The following is a 17,069-nucleotide window of genomic DNA, read 5'->3' on the forward strand; positions in this document are numbered from 1 at the left end:
AGGAGGACATCGTGATCGCACCCGCCCACCCCCCGCTCCCGCGCCACTCCAAACGCCCGGCGGACCTGCCCGCCCAGCGCGCGGCGGACCTGCCCGCCCAGCGCGCGGCGGCCGCCGAGTACACCGAGGAACCCCAACCGTGCGCGTTCAGCGCGGAACGCTCCTGCGCCGAACCCCCGCTCACCAGCGAACCCCCGCTGCCCGACGCCGAGCCCCTCACCAGCGAACCGCCGCTCGCCGCCGACGCACATACCACGAGGCCCTAGATGACGACGCCCGGGCCGGACCCGGCCACCGCCGCGGGAAACCTCCCCGAGGAGCTCACCCGCCTCGCCGGCCTGCACGGAGTCGCCACCTCCTACCGCCCCTCCCCGGACCGCACGGTCACCGCCTCCGGCGCCGCCGTCACCCGCGCCCTGGCCGCCCTCGGCGTCGACGCGAGCACCCCGGCCGCCGTACGCGAGGCACTCGCCCGGCGCGAGCGGGAGCTGGGCGAACGGCTGCTGCCGCCCACCGTGGTGGTCTGGAACGGCTCCACCCGCCCGCCCCGGACCCTCGCCGACCTGCCCGAGGGCACCCGCCTCCACGTCACCACGGAAACGGGCGAGACCCACACACCCCTGGACGCCCCGGCCCCCCTCGCCCAGCTCCCGCCCGGCGTCCACACCCTGACCGCCACCGCCCCCGACGGCCGCGCCGCCCGCGCCCACCTGGTCGTCGCCCCGCCCCGCCTGCCCACGCCGCCCGGACGCACGTACGGACTTCTCGTCCAGCTCTACTCCCTCCTGTCCACCCGCTCCTGGGGCATGGGCGACCTCGCCGACCTGGCCGAACTCACCGGCTGGGCCGGCCGCGCGCTCGGCGCCGGATTCGTCCAGGTCAACCCACTGCACGCGGCCGTACCCGGCACCCCCACCGACCCCTCCCCCTACCGGCCCTCCTCCCGCCGCTTCCCCGACCCCGTGCACCTGCGCGTCGAGGACCTCCCCGAGTACGCCTACCTCGAGGACCACGACCGCGTCCGCAGCCTGCGCGAACAGGCGGCCCGGCTGCGCGCGTCCGTCCTGGAGAAGGGCGCGCTGATCGACCGTGACGCGGTCTGGGCCCTGAAACAGGAAGCCCTCGAACTCCTCTCCGCCGTCCCCCTCGGCCCCGGACGGCGCGCCGCCTACTGCGACTTCCTCGCGGAGCAGGGCGATGCCCTGGAGGACCACGCCACCTGGTGCGCCCTCGCCGAGGTCCACGGCTCCGACTGGAGCCGCTGGCCGGCGGGCCTGCGCGACCCCCGGTCCGCCGAAACCACCCGCGCACGCGCCGAGTTGATGGACCGCATCGACTTCCACTCCCGCCTCGCCTGGCTCACCGACACCCAGCTCGTCGCCGCCCAGCACACCGCACGCGAGGCCGGCATGCCGATCGGCGTCGTCCACGACCTCGCCGTCGGCGTCCATCCCACCGGCGCCGACGCCTGGGCCCAGCAGGAGTACCTCGCCCCCGGCATGTCCATCGGCGCACCCCCCGACGCCTTCAACGCCCGCGGCCAGGACTGGGGCCTGCCGCCCTGGCGCCCCGACCGCCTCGCCGAGTCCGGCTACGCCCCGTACCGACGGCTGCTGCGCGCCCTCTTCCGCTCCGCCGGCGCCCTGCGCATCGACCACGTCATGGGCCTGTTCCGGCTCTGGTGGGTCCCCCAGGGCGAAGCACCCACCGAGGGCACCTACGTCCGCTACGACGCCGACGCCATGCTCGCCGTCCTCGTACTGGAGGCGTCGCGGGCCGGCGCCGCGGTGATCGGCGAGGACCTCGGCACCGTCGAACCGGGCGTGCGTGAGGCACTGCGCGAACGCGGGGTGCTCGGCACCTCCGTGCTGTGGTTCGAGCGCGACTGGGAGGGCGACGGCAGCCCGCTGCCGCCCGACCGCTGGCGCGCCGACTGCCTGGCCACCGCCACCACCCACGACCTGCCGCCCACCGCCGCCCGTCTCACCGGCGAGCACGTCGACCTGCGCGACCGCCTCGGCCTGCTGACCCGCCCACTGGACGAGGAACGCGCGGCCGACTCCGCCGACACGGGGGAGTGGCTGGAGTTCCTCGCCCGCCTCGGCCTGCTCCACGGCACCGGCGGAGGCGGCGACCACGCCTCCGAGGAGGCCGGGATCCAGGCCGTCCACCGCTTCCTGTGCGCCACCCCGGCCCGCATGATCGGCGTCTGGCTCCCCGACGGCGTCGGCGACCGCCGCCCGCAGAACCTCCCCGGCACCTGGGACCAGTATCCGAACTGGCGCCTGCCGATCGCGGACGCGCGGGGGCGTCCGGTGACGCTGGAGGAGCTGGCCGGGTCGGCGAGACTGCGGGCGCTGGTGGACGTGGTGCGGCGACCGCCACCGGCACCGGGCCACTCATAAGGCACCCCGGGCGCGCCCGCCTCCCCGCCGTTCGCTACCTTTGGCACCGTGGACAAGAAGAACGCCCTGCGCGCCGGCGCCCTGGCCGCCGGTACGACGCTGATGATGCTGCTCATGTCGTCCCCCGCGCTCGCAGTCACCCGCGACGACGGCGACGACCCCGGCCCGGGCCTGAGCGTCATCGAGACGCTGGGTCTGTTCGTCGTGGCCCCGATCGCGCTGTTCGCGGTCATCGCGGGTCTGGTGATGGTCCTGGACCGGTCGCAGAAGAAGCACGACACCACCAGCACAAACATCACCACCAAGGCCGACGCGACGGCCTGACGCCTTCCGCGGGCTCCCGGACACGCCTCAGGGCGCCGTCCCCGTCACCGTACGACGCTGTGTGCGTACGGTGACGGGGACGGCGCCCTTGGCGTTTCACGGCCGGTTCGCGACCAGTTCACGACCGGTGTCGTACGACTGGTGTTCTACGGGTTCGGCGCCGTCAGGTAGCGCTGGAGGGTGGGCGCCAGCCAGGCCAGCAGCTCCTCGCGGGACAGCTCGACCGCCGGCGGGAAGCGCAGCACGTACCGGGTGAGCGCCAGGCCCAGCAGCTGGGCCGAACAGAGCGCGGCACGGACCGGGATCTGCTCGGGGTCCGGGCACGCCGTGCGCACGACGGGCAGGAGCTGCTCGCGGAAGACGGCCTGCATCCGCTCGGCCCCGGCCTCGTTGGTGACCCCGACCCTCAGCAGGGCGGTGAGCACCTCGTTCTCCTCCCACATGTCCAGGAAGTGGCCGACCAGCGCCCACCCCACCTCCTCGCGCGGGAGCGGGGCGAGGTCCGGCAGCTTGAGGTCGACGGCGATGGCGGCCGCGAAGAGGCCCTCCTTGCTGCCGTAGTAGCGCATCACCATCGAGGGGTCGATGCGTGCGTCCCGGGCGATGGCCCGGATGGTGGCCCGCTCGTAGCCGTCGGTGGCGAAGCGCTCGCGGGCGGCGTCGAGGATCGCGGTGCGGGTGGCGTCGGAGCGGCGTTTGGCGTCGGTCATGCCGACGAGCGTAGGTCAACACTTGTTTGCCAACAAGTGTTGACCCGGTCGCCGATGCCGCCCTATGGTTGCCAACAAGCGTTGACCAACAGGTGTTGACCAACAAGCGTTGGCATCAGCAGGCCAAGATGGAGGCCAAGATGAACGAGACCCTCGGCACCGGCACCGGCACTGGCACCACCCCCTCCGCGCACCCCGTGATCGTCGTCGGCTCCGGCCCCACCGGCCTCCTCCTCGCCGGCGACCTCGCCGCCGCCGGGGTCCCGGTCACCGTCCTCGAAAAGCGCCCCCACGGCATCAGCAACCTCTCCCGCGCCTTCGGCGTACACGCCCGCACCCTGGAACAGCTCGACGCCCGCGGCCTGGCCGACGACCTGCTCGCCACCGGCGACACCATCACCGAGCTGCGCCTCTTCCGCCGCCTCTCCCTCGACCTGGGCACGCTGCCGTCCCGCTTCCCCTTCCTGCTCATCACCCCGCAGTACGAGGTCGAGCGCCTCCTGGAGCGGCGGGCACGGGAGCTGGGTGTCGACTTCGCCCACGAGAGCGAGGTCATCGGCCTGCGGCAGGACGACAACGGCGTCGACCTCGACGTACGCGGCCCGGACGGAACGGTGGTCACCCGCCGCGCCGCCTACGTCGTCGGCACGGACGGCAGCCGCAGCGCCGTACGCCGGGCGATCGGCGTGTCCTTCCCCGGCGTGGCCGTCATCAAGTCCCTGTTCCTGGCCGACGTCCGCCTCGCCCAGCAGCCGGAAGGCGTCCTCACCGTCAACGGCGCGGGCGACGCCTTCGCGATGATCGCCTCCTTCGGCGACGGCTGGTACCGGGTCATGGGCTGGAACCGCCGTCACGAGGTCTCCGACGACGCCCCGCTCGACCTCGACGAGATCAAGGAGGTCACCCGCCGCGCCCTCGGCACCGACTACGGCATGCACGACCCGCGCTGGCTCTCCCGCTTCCACAGCGACGAACGGCAGGCGCCGCAGTACCGGGTCGGGCGGGTCTTCCTCGCCGGCGACGCCGCGCACATCCACTCCCCGGCCGGCGGGCAGGGCATGAACACGGGCCTGCAGGACGCGGCCAACCTCGGCTGGAAGCTCGCCGCGGTCGTCAAGGGCCGGTCGCCCGAGAGCCTGCTCGACACCTACCAGGCCGAGCGCCACCCGGTCGGCAGGGCGGTGCTGCGCAGCAGTGGCGGTCTGGTCCGGCTGGCCCGGGCACAGAGCCCGGTGCTGCGCGCCCTGCGCGGTCTCGTCTCGGCCTTCGTCAACATCACCCGCCCGGCCCGGGCGAAGGCCCTGGGGCAGATCTCCGGCATCGCCTACCGCTACGCCGCCCCGCGTGGCGCACACCGCCTCACCGGCACCCGCGTCCCCGATGTCGCCCTCGCCGACGGCCGCCTCTACGAGGCCCTGCGCGGCGGCCGCTTCGTACTGATCACCCCTCGGGCGAACGGGCACGCCGACACGGCCGCCCGCAAGGACCGGCTGACCGTGCAGCACTGGGCGGGCGACCGCCGTACGACCCTCCTGGTCCGCCCCGACGGCTACGTCGCCTGGGCCTCGGACACCGCCACCCCGGCCGACACGGAGGCCGCCCTCGCGACGCACCTCGGCTGAGCCCGCGGCGCGCGGCGGCCCTAGTGCTCGGCCCGCCCCGTCCCCTCCAGCAACGCCCGCAGCAGGTCGGCCAGTTGGCCGGCCTGTTCGGCGTTCAGGGCCGAGGACAGTGCCTCCGTCTGGACGGCGAGCCCGGCGCCGACGGCCCGTTCGACCAGCTCCAGCCCCTGCTCGGTGAGCGTGACCTGCAGTCCACGCCGGTCGTGCGGGTCGGGGGAGCGGCGCAGCAGGCCGGCCCGCTCCAGCTTGTCGAGGCGGCCGGTCATGCCGCCCGTGGTCAGCATGAGCGTCGCGGACAGCTCGCGGGGCGAGAGGGTGTACGGCTCGCCGGAGCGGCGCAGGGTGGCCAGCACGTCGAACTCGCCGCGGGAGAGGCCGAGGGCCGCGTACGCCTTCTCCATCCGGTCGCCCATCGTGCGCGACAGCCGGAAGATCCTGCCGAAGACCTCCATGGCGGCGGTGTCGAGGTCCGGCCGGACCACCGCCCACTGGTCGATGATCGCGTCGACGGCGTCCCTGGGCTGTGCACTCATGGGCCGAGTATCCGCCGGGCGACCGATCACCCGCAAGAAAGTAGCTTGACGGAAAGTTGCTTAGCGCTAAGCTACTTTCCGTCAAGCTACCTAGGGGGTCCGGCCGCCGCCATGAACCGATCCGCCACCATCCTGCTCACCGCCCTCGCCCCCGTCTCCTGGGGCACCACCTACGCCGTCACCACCGAGTTCCTGCCGCCCGACCGCCCCCTCTTCACCGGCCTGCTGCGCGCCCTCCCCGCCGGCCTCCTGCTGCTCACCCTCGCCCGCGTGCTGCCGCGCGGCTCCTGGTGGGGCAAGGCGGCGGTGCTCGGCGCGCTCAACATCGGCGCGTTCTTCCCCCTCCTCTTCCTGTCGGCGTACCGCCTGCCCGGCGGCATGGCGGCGGTCGTCGGCTCGGTGGGTCCGCTCTTCGTGGTCGGCCTCTCGGCCCTCCTGCTGGGCCACCGTCCCACCGCCCGCACCCTGCTCACCGGCATTGTCGCCGCCTTTGGCGTCAGCCTGGTCGTCCTGAAGGCGACCGGCACGCTGGACACCCTCGGCGTGCTCGCGGCCCTCGCCTCCACCGCCTCCATGTCCACCGGCACGGTCCTCACCAAGAGGTGGGGCCGCCCCGAGGGCGTCGGCCCCCTCGCCCTCACCGCCTGGCAGCTCACCGCCGGCGGCCTGCTCATCGCCCCCGTCGCCCTGCTCGCAGAAGGCGCCCCACCCGCCCTCAACGCCCCCGCCATCGGCGGCTACCTCTACCTCGCCCTCGCCAATACGGCCGTCTCCTACTGGCTCTGGTTCCGCGGCATCGGCCGCCTCACCGCCACCCAGGTCACCTTCCTCGGCCCCCTCTCCCCCCTGACCGCCGCCCTCCTCGGCTGGGCCGCCCTCGACCAGTCCCTCACCCCGCTCCAACTGGCCGGCATGACCCTGGCCTTCGGCGCGACGGTGGCGGGCCAGCTCCGCCCGGGCACCCCGCCCCACCGGGGCAGCGCCCAGAAGACCACGACGGCCCCCAGGGTGACGGCCGCCGCCCTACGACGCTGATCCCCCGCCGCTCAGGCCGTCAGCGACTCGATTGCCGCCGCGACCGTCCGACGCAGCCGCTCCGCGTCCGCCCCCGCGCGGGAGCGCAGGTTGACGCCGTGGGCCAGGAGGGCCAGGACGTCGGCCGGAGAGTCGGGGTCGCCGTCTCCCCGCAGATCCCCGACGAGTCCCTCTCCCTCGCCGAGAAGCACGCCCTGACCTTCGACGTCCTCAGCGACCTCGGCTGCGACACCGCCAAGCAGTACGGCCTACGTCATCGACCCCACCGGCACCATCCGCCGGGCCTTCACCTGTTTCTTGCGAGGAGGCCCCGGCGTTCATGCCGGGGAGGAATCGCATCCGGGTGTCGCGACGCGGAGTGTCGCCGCATCCGGTTCAGGGGGCGGAGCGCCCGTACCGCTGTCGGTATCGCGGAGGTGATGTGAACGCGTGTGCCTGTAGTCGCTGGTGGGGGTGGTGGCTGCGGGATCGGGGTGCGTTTGTGCGGCTGTCGTACGTATGGTCCTTCGCGGGGTTCGGGACGGCACGGTGTCCCGGCCGGGGAGCGTGAGGGGGCGAGATGGCGCAGGTGACGGCCGCTGCGGAGGCCGGGCATGCCCGGTACACGTACCGGCTGCGCGTGTCGTCCGCCGCCCGCACCGCACTGGCGGCGGAGTGGGAACGATGCCGCTGGGTGTGGAACGAATGCGTCGCCAAGTCCCGGGCCGTCCACCTGCACAACAAGGCCACCGGCGAGAAGACCACGTGCGGCCCGGCTCGGCTCGACGGGATGCTGACCGAGGCCCGTGCCCGTACGCCGTGGCTGCGTGAGGGCTCGTCGGTGGTCCAGCAGCAGGTCATCCGCGACTTCGGCCGCTCCCGCGCCAAGGCGCACAAGGACATCGAAGCGCGCCTGCCCATGGCGCGCCGGGCGGGGATGCCCAGGTACAAGAAGAAGCGCGAGGCGCTGCCGACCCTCAACTACACGCGGCGCGGGTTCCGGTTGAAGGACGGGCGGCTGCATCTGGCGGGCGGCATCGTCGCAGGCGTGGTGTGGTCGCGGGAACTGCCCACCGGGCCGTCCTCGGTGCGTGTGTACCAGGACAGCCTCGGCCACTGGTACGGCTCGTTCGTCGTGCCCGCCCAGGTCCAGCCGCTGTCGGAGACCGGCCGTGTGCTCGGCGTCGACTGGGGCGTGAAGGAGACCGCGACCACCACCTCCGACGCGCACGACCTGCCGCATCCCGGGCACGGCAGGAAGGCGAAGGCGCAGCTGACCCGGTACGACCGCATGATGGCCCGCCGCAGGCCGGCGAAGGGCCAGCCCGCCTCGAAGGGCTACCGCGAGGCGAGGAGACTGCGGGCGAAGGCGCACAAGAAGGTCGCCAGGCAGCGTGAGGACACCGGCCGCAAGTGGGCCAAGAAGGTCGTCCGAGACCACGACGCCATCGCCGTCGAGGACTTCCGCCCGAAATTCCTGGCCAAAACGACCATGGCCCGCAAGGCCGCCGACGCCGCCATCGACGCCACCAAGAAGGCTCTGATCGAGATGGGCCACAAGCACGGGCGGGACATCCGCCTCGTCCACCCCGCGCACACCACGATGGACTGCGCACGCTGCGATGCGAGAGCCAAGCATCGCCTGCCGCTGGGTGAGCGCACCTACACCTGCACCGCGTGCGGAAACGTGTCCCCCAGGGACAAGAACTCCGCCCGCGTGATGCTCGTCCGGGCTGGTCTCAACCCGGCTGGTGCTGATGGCGGAAGACCTCCTGGAGCGCTGCTCCAGGAGGCGGCCTGAGCCAGGAATCCCCTTCCCTTCAGGGAGGGGAGGATTCAACCACACCGACTACACGACCCGCGCCGAACCGGCCGACATTCTCACCGCACTCGACGAGTTGGTCAGCCCGGTGTGAACTCGTATTGCAGTTCGTGGAGATGGCCGGCCTTGACCATGACAGTTGCTTCGATGGGCCGGTCGTCGTCGCTGTAGACGACGCGCAGCGTGCGGAGCACGGGGAGATCACTCGGCAGGCTCAGGGCCTGGTGCTGCTCCTGGGTCGGAATCCGGGCGGAGACACGGTCCACGCTCAGGCGTGGAGGGAATCCGAGTTCAGCGAGGAGAGCCGGGGTGCCGCCCCTGATCTTCCGGTGGTCCGTGATGGCGGTTCCCTGGGCGATGGCCAACGGGTAGTAGGACTTGACTAGTTCGACCGGTTCGTCGTCGACGGCGAGGATCTCGTGCCGCAGCACGGCTGTCTCACCGTCGGCGAGACCCAGAGCGGCAGAAACATCGGCAGAGGGCTGAACCTCCGCCACCTCCAGCAATGTGCTGTGGGCCCGGCGGCCCCGCTTCGCCGCCTCAGTCAGCCGGCGATAGGGCTGCCCGGGCGCGGCAGGAGCCATGAACGCGGCCGGACGTACGGTCTCCTGCCGGTGTTCACGCACGGTGACCGCCGCTCCGGCGCGCCCGACGACGAGCCGCTCGTCCTTCAGGAGCTGGAGCGCTTTCTGGACGGTGGCGTTGGCGGCGTTGAACCGTGCCTTGAGCTGTGCCGTGGACGGCAGGTGGGTGCCGGGCGCGAGATCGCCGCTCATGATCTCGTCCCGGAGGTCGGCGGCGATCCGCTCATGGAGCGAGCGCCTGTCCGAGGAGTCTGTGTCGGTAGTGGGCACTGTCATCCGATCCGCATCTCGTACCGCAGCCGCTGCCGATGGGCCGGCATGACCATCATGTCGACCTGGAAGGGCCGGTCGTCGCTGTCCAGGGTGACTCTGCTGAGCCTCAGGACCGGCTCGCCGGCCCTCATCCGCAGGACCTCACGCTCCTGCGCGCCGGGCATCTGCGCGGTCACGTCCTCACGCACCCGTGCGCCGACGTACCCCCGCTCGGCGAGGTAGGTCACCGCGCCGCCGGGGATCTTTCCCTTCTCGGCGAGGCGGGTGCCGGCGGCGATGGGAGCGGGGTAGTACGTGTCGGTCAACTCGCAGGGCTCCCCGTCGAGTTCGATGACCCTGCGACGTACGACCACCGTCTCGCCCGCCGCCAGGCCCAGCAGCGCGGCGACCTCCTCCGGAGCGGCCACCTCACCGGCGTACGTGATGCGCTGACTGCCCTTGCCTCCCCGGGCGGCGGCCTCGGCTCCCCACGCGTCCGGCTGCCCCTTCTCGCGCGGTGTCAGGTACGGCATCGAGGTGCTGACCCACGTGCTGTCGTTCACGGTGTCCTCCTGCGCGGGTGTTCGACCTTGCCGCTTTACACGTTAAGCGACTTGCTCAGGTCGTCCGACTTCCGGCCAGCACCTTTCTGCTTTTCGCGAATGGCGATATGGTTACCTCGACCTACCCCACAGGAACAAGGCGGTGATGCGCTGTGCCCCTGTCGCGGCAACGCCGATTCCCCCGCACTCGCAGATCCGTGGGCGCTGCACGTGCCTTCGCCCTTGAGACGCTCACGGACTGGGGATACCGCGATCGGCACGACGACGTACGGCTGTGCGTCTCGGAGCTCGCCACGAATGCCCTGTTACACGGTGTCCCGCCGGGACGGGAGTTCTGCCTGACGCTGGACGCCGACGGTCCACTGATCCGCGTTGCGGTCCGCGACAGCGGAGGCGGGCGTCCGCAGACGGTCCGAGGCAGCACCGAGCAGTGCGGTGGCCGGGGTCTGAACCTCGTCGAGGCTCTCGCCGATGACTTCGGAGTAACCGCGGAGCGCCCAGGCAAGACGGTGTGGACCGTTTTCAAGATCGGTTACTCGGAGCCGGAGGGGGTCCGACCCAGCCATGGAAGCGTCTGAACGTGCCCGCCTCGACGCCTACTTCGGACGGATCGCGGGACACTTCACTCCGGCCGAGCGCCCGGCCGCCTTCCTGATCACACACCTGCTGCCCGAGCGGCCGGCGTTCGTGCGAGGCGTGGCCCGGGTGACGGACCTGCGGGCAGTACTGCCCAAGCCCAAGTCCGTGCACTCTGATGCCCTCCGCCAGATCGAGGACAGTGGCCACGCTTGCGACAAGCTGTCACGCGAGCTTTTCACCGACCCCGATCGAGCCACTCACTACATCGAGGCGCGCGCCGCAGGATGCCCGGTCGTCCTCCTGGACGTGGGCGGCTACTTCGCCCCGTCGCTCGACGCCCTGTGCGACCGCTTCTCGAATCGGATTCTCGGCGTGGTCGAGGACACCGAGAACGGGCACCGCCGCTACGCCGCGCTCGACAAGCTGCCCTGCCCGGTCGTCTCAGTGGCCCGCTCACCGCTCAAGGACCCCGAGGACTACCTTGTAGGACAGTCCGTTGTCTTCTCGACCGAGGCGCTCATGCGCAGTCGGGGCGACATCCTGCACGGCCGTAACGCGCTCGTGATCGGGTTCGGCAAGCTGGGATCGAGCATCGCCCGCCTGCTACATGCCAAGGGTGTGCGCGTCACGGTGTACGAGGGTCTCGAAGGAGCCGGGCTCGTCCTGTGTGCGACGGGCGCACTGTCCTTGCGCGGGGAGGACTTTGGGCTGCTGCGCAACGGGGCCTAGTCGCCACCGTGACGAGCAGCGAGGACGAACTCGAACTTTCAAATCTTGCCGACGTCTACGAGCGTGCCCACGTCGGTCGGCACATCACCCGGTACCTGACTACCGGGCACTACTTCTACCTCCTGAACGGAGGAAACGCCGGTCAACTTCCTGCACGGCGCCAGCGTGGGACCGTTCATCTTCCTGGTACAGGCCGAGATACTCGCCGCTGCCGCCGTGCTGGCCCGCGGCGGACTCGAACCGGGCATGCACGAGGTGGACCCGACTGACCGTGCCACCATCGCAGCGACCTGGCTTGACTACTTCAACAGGTGAGGAGGCCACCGTGGCCGTCACAGCCGATCACATCCGCGCGAACCTCGACGACTACTTCGACGTCCACCCTGATGAGAAGGAGGGACTTGCTGCCCTGTCCGAACTCCTTGACGACGGCGCCGACGTTGCCAGCCGCAAGGAATTCCGGGGCCACGTCACGGCCGGGGCGATCCTTGCCGATCCGACGGGCCGAGTGCTTCATGTCAAACACCTCGCCCTGAACCGCTGGCTGCTCCCCGGCGGGCACCTCGAACCGGAGGACGGCAGCCTCCTGACGGCCGCACGGCGGGAGTTGAGTGAGGAGACCGGAATTCCCACCGGTGCGGTCATTCCGGCTGGGCGCCATCCCGTACACATCGACGCTCACCCCATCCCGGCCAACGTAGCCAAGGGCGAGCCGGACCACCGGCACTTTGACTTCCGGTTCCTCTTCCGGGCCTCGGTCGACGTCATCGAACTGCAGACAGAGGAGGTCACTGCCGCGAGTTGGCGCCCTGCCGACGTCATCGAGGACGCGACGCTCCGTAAGCGGGTTCTCGACGCGTTGCGTGGATGAACCCGAGCACCGGCGCGCCGCGCACGGCGAGCGAGCGAGGGCGCCCCGTGCGAACACCGGGCGCCCCCATCGACGTACGGCGAAGGGCTACTCGCCCGCCGCCGCGTCCGCGTCCTGGGCCTTCAGGGCGCGTTCCACCATCCTCACCGCACTCGACGAGCTGACGGCACCCTCGACCGCGTAGAGGAAGCACCCGTACTCCACGGCCCGGACATGGACCAGCGCCACCGCCGGGTCCTCGAACGCCTCCCGCAGGGCGGCGTCGAAGTCGGTCGCGACCAGTCGGCCGCCGAGGATGCGCCCTTCGGCGGAGTACCGGCGCAGGACGCGGGGGGCGTTGGTGAAGGGGAGGCCGGGGGCAGTGGGGCCGGCGCAGGGGTCGGCGTGGATGAAGACGGGGCCCTGTTCGTCGTAGGGTCCGGGCTCGGCACCGGTCTCCGCCGCCCAGCGGCGCAGCGGTGCGTAGGAGACGAGCGCGATCCGCTCGCCGGGATCGCTGTGCCGCAGACAGCAGCGCAGCGGCGAGCCGCCCTCAGTGTCGGTGATGGGGGCCGAGGGGCGGCCGGCGTCGTCGCGGTCGAGCAACTCCTTGAGGGCGTGCGGCGGGATGGGCTGCGGGCGCGCGATGCGGGTCGTCGTCATGCGGCCAGGCTGGCGCGTCGCCGCCCGGCATACCGGCGGGATTCGGACCTGGCACTCGGGGGACGGGGCCGTTCGGGTGTGTCGGCGAACAGGTATCCGGTGGGTATGCCCTGCCGGCAGCACTCGTCCTCGGCGAGCCGGTCGAGGTGCTCCTCGTACGGGTGTGCCGCGTGCTCGCAGTCCCGCGCGCCGAGCGCCGCCGCGGCGGCCAGCCGCGCCTCGACGGCCTCCCCCTCGGCCTCCGGACCGGGCTCGCCCGCGAGATACGGGGCCGTCTGCGCGAGCCCGGCCACCCATACGTACGCCGCCTCGCCCCCGGGGTCGGCGTGGAGGCGGCGCGCGCAGTCGAGGACGAGCGCCTCGGGGCCAGGGTGTCCGGTGACGGGATCTCCTGGGATGTCGATCACGTCCCTCAACGACGCGTGACCAGCGCCGACGGTTGCACCACGCGGCGCCCCCACACCCTCCCGACGGGTCGACGGCTCCCGGTGAGTCGAGGGGATTCCCCGTCGCCGCGTGCCCCGCCCCCGTGGAAGGATGACCGAACCCACACATAACGAGGAGATGACCGCGTGCCTGGCACAAACCTGACTCGCGAAGAGGCGCAGCAGCGGGCGAAGCTGCTCACCGTTGACTCGTACGAGATCGATCTCGACCTCTCCGGCGCGCAGGAGGGCGGTACCTACCGGTCCGTGACCACGGTGCGCTTCGACGTGACCGAGAACGGCGCGGAGTCGTTCATCGACCTGGTCGCGCCGGCCGTGCACGAGGTGACGCTCAACGGCGACCCGCTCGACCCCGCCGAGGTCTTCGAGGACTCCCGGATCGCGCTCCCGGGCCTGCTGCAGGGCCGTAACGTCCTGCGGGTCGTCGCGGACTGCGCGTACACCAACACCGGTGAGGGCCTGCACCGGTTCGTCGACCCGGTCGACGAGCAGGCGTACCTCTACACCCAGTTCGAGGTGCCGGACGCCCGCCGTGTCTTCGCGTCCTTCGAGCAGCCCGACCTGAAGGCCACCTTCCAGTTCACCGTGAAGGCGCCGACGGGCTGGACGGTCATCTCCAACTCGCCCACGCCCGAGCCCAAGGACGACGTCTGGGTCTTCGAGCCGACGCCGCGCATCTCGTCGTACATCACGGCCCTGATCGTCGGCCCGTACCACTCCGTGCACAGCGTGTACGAGAAGGACGGGCAGTCCGTCCCGCTGGGCATCTACTGCCGTCCCTCCCTCGCCGAGTTCCTCGACTCGGACGCGATCTTCGAGGTGACCCGGCAGGGCTTCGACTGGTTCCAGGAGAAGTTCGACTACGCGTACCCCTTCAAGAAGTACGACCAGCTGTTCGTGCCGGAGTTCAACGCGGGCGCGATGGAGAACGCGGGCGCGGTGACGATCCGCGACCAGTACGTCTTCCGGTCGAAGGTGACCGACGCCGCGTACGAGGTCCGTGCGGAGACCATCCTGCACGAGCTGGCCCACATGTGGTTCGGCGACCTGGTCACCATGGAGTGGTGGAACGACCTGTGGCTGAACGAGTCGTTCGCCACGTACACGTCCATCGCCTGCCAGGCGTACGCGCCCGAGTCGCGCTGGCCGCACTCCTGGACGACCTTCGCCAACTCGATGAAGACGTGGGCGTACCGCCAGGACCAGCTGCCGTCCACCCACCCGATCATGGCGGAGATCCGCGACCTCGACGACGTGCTCGTCAACTTCGACGGCATCACGTACGCCAAGGGCGCCTCCGTCCTGAAGCAGCTCGTCGCGTACGTCGGCATGGACGAGTTCTTCACGGGCGTCCAGGCGTACTTCAAGCGCCACGCCTTCGGCAACACCCGCCTGTCCGACCTGCTCGGCGCGCTGGAGGAGACCTCCGGCCGCGACCTGAGCACGTGGTCGAAGAAGTGGCTGGAGACGGCGGGCATCAACATCCTCCGCCCCGAGGTCGAGACGGACGCGGACGGTGTCATCACCTCCTTCGCGATCCGCCAGGAGGCCCCCGCGCTTCCCGCGGGCGCCAAGGGCGAGCCGACCCTGCGCCCGCACCGCATCGCGGTCGGCCTGTACAACCTCGACGCCGACTCCGGCAAGCTGCTGCGCGACGAGCGCGTCGAACTCGACGTCGACGGCGACCTGACCGCCGTACCGCAGCTGACGGGCAAGCACCACCCGGACGTGATCCTCCTCAACGACGACGACCTCTCCTACGCGAAGGTCCGCCTCGACGAGAAGTCCCTGGCCTTCGTGACCGAGCATTTGGGTGACTTCGACTCCTCCCTGCCCCGCGCCCTGTGCTGGGCGTCGGCGTGGGACATGACGCGCGACGCGGAACTGGCGACCCGCGACTACGTCTCCCTCGTCCTGTCCGGCATCGGCAAGGAGTCGGACATCGGTGTCGTGCAGTCGCTGCACCGCCAGGTGAAGCTGGCGATCGACCTGTACGCGGCCCCGGCGGGCCGCGAGGCGTTGCTGGCCCGCTGGACCGAGGCCGCGCTCGACCACCTGCGGTCCGCCGCGCCGGGCAGCGACCACCAGCTGGCCTGGGCCCGCGCCTTCGCGGCGACCGCCCGCACCCCGGAGCAGCTGGACCTCCTGGCGGCCCTGCTGGACGGCTCCGAGACCATCGAGGGCCTGGCCGTCGACACCGAGCTGCGCTGGACCTTCGTGCAGCGCCTCGCTGCCGTCGGCCGCTTCGACGAGGCGGAGATCGCCGCCGAGTACGAGCGCGACAAGACGGCCGCCGGCGAGCGCCACGCCGCCACGGCCCGCGCCGCCCGCCCCACCCCCGAGGCCAAGTCCCAGGCGTGGGCGTCGGTCGTCGAGTCCGACAAGCTCCCCAACGCCGTCCAGGAAGCCGTCATCTCCGGCTTCGTCCAGACCGACCAGCGCGAACTGCTCGCCCCGTACACCGACAAGTACTTCGAGGTCGTCAAGGACATCTGGGACTCCCGCTCCCACGAGATCGCCCAGCAGATCGCGGTCGGCCTCTACCCGACCATCCAGGTCTCCGCCGAGACCCTGACCAAGACGGACGCCTGGCTGACCACCGCCGAGCCCAACGCGGCCCTCCGCCGCCTGGTCTCGGAGTCCCGCGCAGGCGTGGAACGCGCCCTGAAGGCCCAGGGCGCGGACGCGGCGGCGAGCGAGTAGCCCTTCGCCCTACGTCGATGGGGGCGCCCGGTGTTCGCACGGGGCGCCCCCATCGTGGGCCGCGAGGCCGCCGCACATCACGTACGCCGGTGAGGTGCTCACTCCCCTGGCCGGCCAGGCCGCCCCCCGGGGGAGTGTCTCGGGCACCGGCTCATCGTGGGAGCCGCTCCAGGCTTGACCACCGTCTTCCCATCTCAAGCGTGCTGCTATGCGTGTAAGCGGCATGGACGGCCACCCGGCAGGAGGACACCGTGAACGACAGCACGTGGGTCAGCACCTCATGCCGTACCTGACACCGCGCGAGAAGGAACAGCCGGACGCGTGGGGCGCCGAGGCGGCCGCGCGGGGAGGCAAGGGTGGTCAGCGCATCGTGTACGCCGGTGAGGTGGCCGCTCCGGACGAGGCCGCCGCGCTGCTGGGACTGGCGCCGGGGGAGACGGTGGTCGTATGTCGCAGGGTGATCGAACTCGACGGGGACCGGTGCGAGTTGACCGACACGTACTACCCCGCTGCCCTCGCCCGCGGCACCCGCCTCGCCGAGAAGAGGAAGATCCCCGGCGGCGCGGTGACTGGTGCGGGAGGACGTGACCGCCCGGATGCCCGGCGCGCAGGAGCGCAAGGCCCTGCGGATGGACCCGCACGAGCCGGTCCTGCAACTCACCAGAGGAGACTGGCCGAATGACCACGCACGCGATGTCCCTCGGCGCCGACGGCGCCACGCTCGCACCCCTGGAACCGCGCCACGCCGAGGAGTTCCTCGCCCACATCGACCGCGGCCGGGAGTTCATCGGGCGGTTCAACGGGCTGCCGGACGTGGTGGCCGACCTGGACTCCGCGCGGTCCTTCCTGCGGACCTACGCCGAGCGGGCCGCCGCCGACACCGGGCGGCTGTACGGGATCCGGGCCGAGGGGCGGCTGGTCGGCGCGGTGCTGTTCCGGCGGTTCGAGGTGGCGATGGGCGTCGCGGAGGCGGGCTGCTGGCTGGAGCCGGCGGCGACCGGGCGCGGGCTGGTGACGCGCGCGGTACGCACGATCATCGACTGGGCGGTCGACGAGCGGGGCATCCACCGCGTGGAGTGGGTGGTCTCGGCGGGCAACGAACCGAGCATCGCGGTCGCCCGCCGACTGGGCATGACCCGGGAGGCGGTCCTGCGCGAGAGCCACCTCCACCGCGGCGTACGGCACGACGAGGAGGTCTGGGCGGTGCTCGCCCCGGAGTGGCGCAAGGCCCTGTGAAACGACGCTGCCCTCCCCGGCGGGGGAGGGCAGG

At 71.6% G+C, this 17,069-nt stretch carries 18 protein-coding genes and 2 pseudogenes; 13 read left to right on the forward strand and 7 right to left on the reverse strand.

All coding sequences use genetic code 11. The features are described 5' to 3' along the window. Positions 1 to 11 precede the first annotated feature (11 nt). From ACH5AC_RS10250 to ACH5AC_RS10260, 3 genes are read left to right on the forward strand one after another with little or no spacing between them, the layout of a single operon-like run. Positions 12 to 266, forward strand: coding sequence for a hypothetical protein (locus ACH5AC_RS10250; RefSeq protein ID WP_398861646.1), 255 nt, complete (start codon positions 12 to 14; stop codon positions 264 to 266). Further along, positions 267 to 2,405: a 4-alpha-glucanotransferase gene (gene malQ, locus ACH5AC_RS10255; protein ID WP_398861280.1), complete on the forward strand. Its 2,139-nt coding sequence runs from the start codon at positions 267 to 269 to the stop codon at positions 2,403 to 2,405. A gap of 48 nt (positions 2,406 to 2,453) precedes the next feature. Then, a complete protein-coding gene (locus ACH5AC_RS10260; RefSeq protein WP_398861281.1) occupies positions 2,454 to 2,729 on the forward strand; it encodes a hypothetical protein in 276 nt (91 codons plus the stop codon). Between the two features lie 146 nt (positions 2,730 to 2,875). Here the strand turns inward: ACH5AC_RS10260 and ACH5AC_RS10265 are convergent, their stop codons facing one another. Further along, positions 2,876 to 3,439, reverse strand: coding sequence for a TetR family transcriptional regulator (locus ACH5AC_RS10265; RefSeq protein WP_398861282.1), 564 nt, complete (start codon positions 3,437 to 3,439; stop codon positions 2,876 to 2,878). A 140-nt stretch (positions 3,440 to 3,579) separates the two neighbouring features. On the opposite strand from ACH5AC_RS10265, the gene ACH5AC_RS10270 reads away from it, so the two are divergent. Next, complete coding sequence (locus ACH5AC_RS10270; RefSeq protein ID WP_398861635.1) at positions 3,580 to 5,061, forward strand: FAD-dependent monooxygenase; 1,482 nt, start codon at positions 3,580 to 3,582, stop codon at positions 5,059 to 5,061. Positions 5,062 to 5,081: 20 nt separating this feature from the next. On the opposite strand, the gene ACH5AC_RS10275 is transcribed toward ACH5AC_RS10270, so the two are convergent. Continuing rightward, the gene (locus ACH5AC_RS10275; protein WP_398861283.1) at positions 5,082 to 5,594 is read right to left on the reverse strand and encodes a MarR family winged helix-turn-helix transcriptional regulator; all 513 of its coding nucleotides are present in this window, start codon (positions 5,592 to 5,594) and stop codon (positions 5,082 to 5,084) included. A 111-nt stretch (positions 5,595 to 5,705) separates the two neighbouring features. Here ACH5AC_RS10275 and ACH5AC_RS10280 point away from each other — a divergent pair, with 111 nt between their 5' ends. Continuing rightward, positions 5,706 to 6,629, forward strand: a complete 924-nt coding sequence (locus ACH5AC_RS10280) for an EamA family transporter (protein WP_398861284.1) — start codon at positions 5,706 to 5,708, stop codon at positions 6,627 to 6,629. Between the two features lie 11 nt (positions 6,630 to 6,640). Here the strand turns inward: ACH5AC_RS10280 and ACH5AC_RS10285 are convergent, their stop codons facing one another. Continuing rightward, positions 6,641 to 6,820, reverse strand: a complete 180-nt coding sequence (locus ACH5AC_RS10285; RefSeq protein WP_398861647.1) for a hypothetical protein — start codon at positions 6,818 to 6,820, stop codon at positions 6,641 to 6,643. Here ACH5AC_RS10285 and ACH5AC_RS10290 point away from each other — a divergent pair. Continuing rightward, positions 6,767 to 6,880: pseudogene (locus tag ACH5AC_RS10290) on the forward strand (AhpC/TSA family protein); the annotation flags it as partial. The gene ACH5AC_RS10285 and the pseudogene ACH5AC_RS10290 sit on opposite strands and share 54 nt — an antisense overlap. Before the next feature lie 308 nt (positions 6,881 to 7,188). Beyond that, positions 7,189 to 8,409: an RNA-guided endonuclease InsQ/TnpB family protein gene (locus ACH5AC_RS10295; protein ID WP_398861285.1), complete on the forward strand. Its 1,221-nt coding sequence runs from the start codon at positions 7,189 to 7,191 to the stop codon at positions 8,407 to 8,409. Between the two features lie 101 nt (positions 8,410 to 8,510). Here the strand turns inward: ACH5AC_RS10295 and ACH5AC_RS10300 are convergent, their stop codons facing one another. Both ACH5AC_RS10300 and ACH5AC_RS10305 read right to left on the reverse strand, forming a co-directional pair. After that, complete coding sequence (locus tag ACH5AC_RS10300; protein WP_398861286.1) at positions 8,511 to 9,290, reverse strand: GntR family transcriptional regulator; 780 nt, start codon at positions 9,288 to 9,290, stop codon at positions 8,511 to 8,513. Next, a complete protein-coding gene (locus ACH5AC_RS10305; protein WP_398861287.1) occupies positions 9,287 to 9,829 on the reverse strand; it encodes a GntR family transcriptional regulator in 543 nt (180 codons plus the stop codon). The genes ACH5AC_RS10300 and ACH5AC_RS10305 overlap by 4 nt, the downstream gene beginning before the upstream one ends. Positions 9,830 to 9,981: 152 nt before the next feature. On the opposite strand from ACH5AC_RS10305, the gene ACH5AC_RS10310 reads away from it, so the two are divergent. The 3 genes and pseudogenes from ACH5AC_RS10310 (at position 9,982) to ACH5AC_RS10320 (ending at position 12,008) form a co-directional block, all read left to right on the forward strand. Beyond that, positions 9,982 to 10,407 (forward strand): ATP-binding protein, encoded by a 426-nt coding sequence (locus ACH5AC_RS10310; RefSeq protein WP_398861288.1) that lies wholly within the window; start codon positions 9,982 to 9,984, stop codon positions 10,405 to 10,407. After that, a pseudogene (locus ACH5AC_RS10315) lies at positions 10,394 to 11,452 on the forward strand (adenosylhomocysteinase). The gene ACH5AC_RS10310 and the pseudogene ACH5AC_RS10315 overlap by 14 nt, the downstream one beginning before the upstream one ends. Before the next feature lie 10 nt (positions 11,453 to 11,462). After that, positions 11,463 to 12,008 carry an NUDIX hydrolase gene (locus tag ACH5AC_RS10320; protein ID WP_398861289.1) on the forward strand — a complete coding sequence of 182 codons (546 nt, stop codon included), beginning with the start codon at positions 11,463 to 11,465 and terminating at the stop codon, positions 12,006 to 12,008. Between the two features lie 87 nt (positions 12,009 to 12,095). Here the strand turns inward: ACH5AC_RS10320 and ACH5AC_RS10325 are convergent, their stop codons facing one another. Then, positions 12,096 to 12,650: a DUF1203 domain-containing protein gene (locus ACH5AC_RS10325; protein WP_398861290.1), complete on the reverse strand. Its 555-nt coding sequence runs from the start codon at positions 12,648 to 12,650 to the stop codon at positions 12,096 to 12,098. Then, positions 12,647 to 13,057: a hypothetical protein gene (locus ACH5AC_RS10330; protein WP_398861291.1), complete on the reverse strand. Its 411-nt coding sequence runs from the start codon at positions 13,055 to 13,057 to the stop codon at positions 12,647 to 12,649. The genes ACH5AC_RS10325 and ACH5AC_RS10330 overlap by 4 nt, the downstream gene beginning before the upstream one ends. Before the next feature lie 165 nt (positions 13,058 to 13,222). On the opposite strand from ACH5AC_RS10330, the gene pepN reads away from it, so the two are divergent. From pepN to ACH5AC_RS10345, 3 genes are all read left to right on the forward strand, one after another. After that, a complete protein-coding gene (gene pepN / locus ACH5AC_RS10335) occupies positions 13,223 to 15,799 on the forward strand; it encodes an aminopeptidase N (RefSeq protein ID WP_398861292.1) in 2,577 nt (858 codons plus the stop codon). A 265-nt stretch (positions 15,800 to 16,064) separates the two neighbouring features. After that, positions 16,065 to 16,481, forward strand: coding sequence for a UTRA domain-containing protein (locus ACH5AC_RS10340; protein WP_398861293.1), 417 nt, complete (start codon positions 16,065 to 16,067; stop codon positions 16,479 to 16,481). After that, complete coding sequence (locus ACH5AC_RS10345) at positions 16,478 to 17,035, forward strand: GNAT family N-acetyltransferase (protein ID WP_398861294.1); 558 nt, start codon at positions 16,478 to 16,480, stop codon at positions 17,033 to 17,035. Before ACH5AC_RS10340 ends, ACH5AC_RS10345 begins: the two co-directional genes overlap by 4 nt. Positions 17,036 to 17,069: the final 34 nt, after the last annotated feature.

This window comes from Streptomyces sp. NPDC018693, from assembly GCF_044391385.1.
GTDB lineage: Bacteria > Actinomycetota > Actinomycetes > Streptomycetales > Streptomycetaceae > Streptomyces.

Excerpts from the sequence above, each read along its gene's own strand:
- ACH5AC_RS10270 (WP_398861635.1), top strand. The coding sequence starts at position 3,580 with ATGAACGAGACCCTCGGCACCGGCACCGGCACTGGCACCACCCCCTCC.
- malQ (WP_398861280.1), top strand. The coding sequence starts at position 267 with ATGACGACGCCCGGGCCGGACCCGGCCACCGCCGCGGGAAACCTCCCC.
- ACH5AC_RS10295 (WP_398861285.1), top strand. The coding sequence starts at position 7,189 with ATGGCGCAGGTGACGGCCGCTGCGGAGGCCGGGCATGCCCGGTACACG.
- ACH5AC_RS10275 (WP_398861283.1), bottom strand. The coding sequence starts at position 5,594 with ATGAGTGCACAGCCCAGGGACGCCGTCGACGCGATCATCGACCAGTGG.
- ACH5AC_RS10265 (WP_398861282.1), bottom strand. The coding sequence starts at position 3,439 with ATGACCGACGCCAAACGCCGCTCCGACGCCACCCGCACCGCGATCCTC.
- ACH5AC_RS10280 (WP_398861284.1), top strand. The coding sequence starts at position 5,706 with ATGAACCGATCCGCCACCATCCTGCTCACCGCCCTCGCCCCCGTCTCC.
- ACH5AC_RS10300 (WP_398861286.1), bottom strand. The coding sequence starts at position 9,290 with ATGACAGTGCCCACTACCGACACAGACTCCTCGGACAGGCGCTCGCTC.
- ACH5AC_RS10325 (WP_398861290.1), bottom strand. The coding sequence starts at position 12,650 with ATGACGACGACCCGCATCGCGCGCCCGCAGCCCATCCCGCCGCACGCC.
- ACH5AC_RS10345 (WP_398861294.1), top strand. The coding sequence starts at position 16,478 with ATGACCACGCACGCGATGTCCCTCGGCGCCGACGGCGCCACGCTCGCA.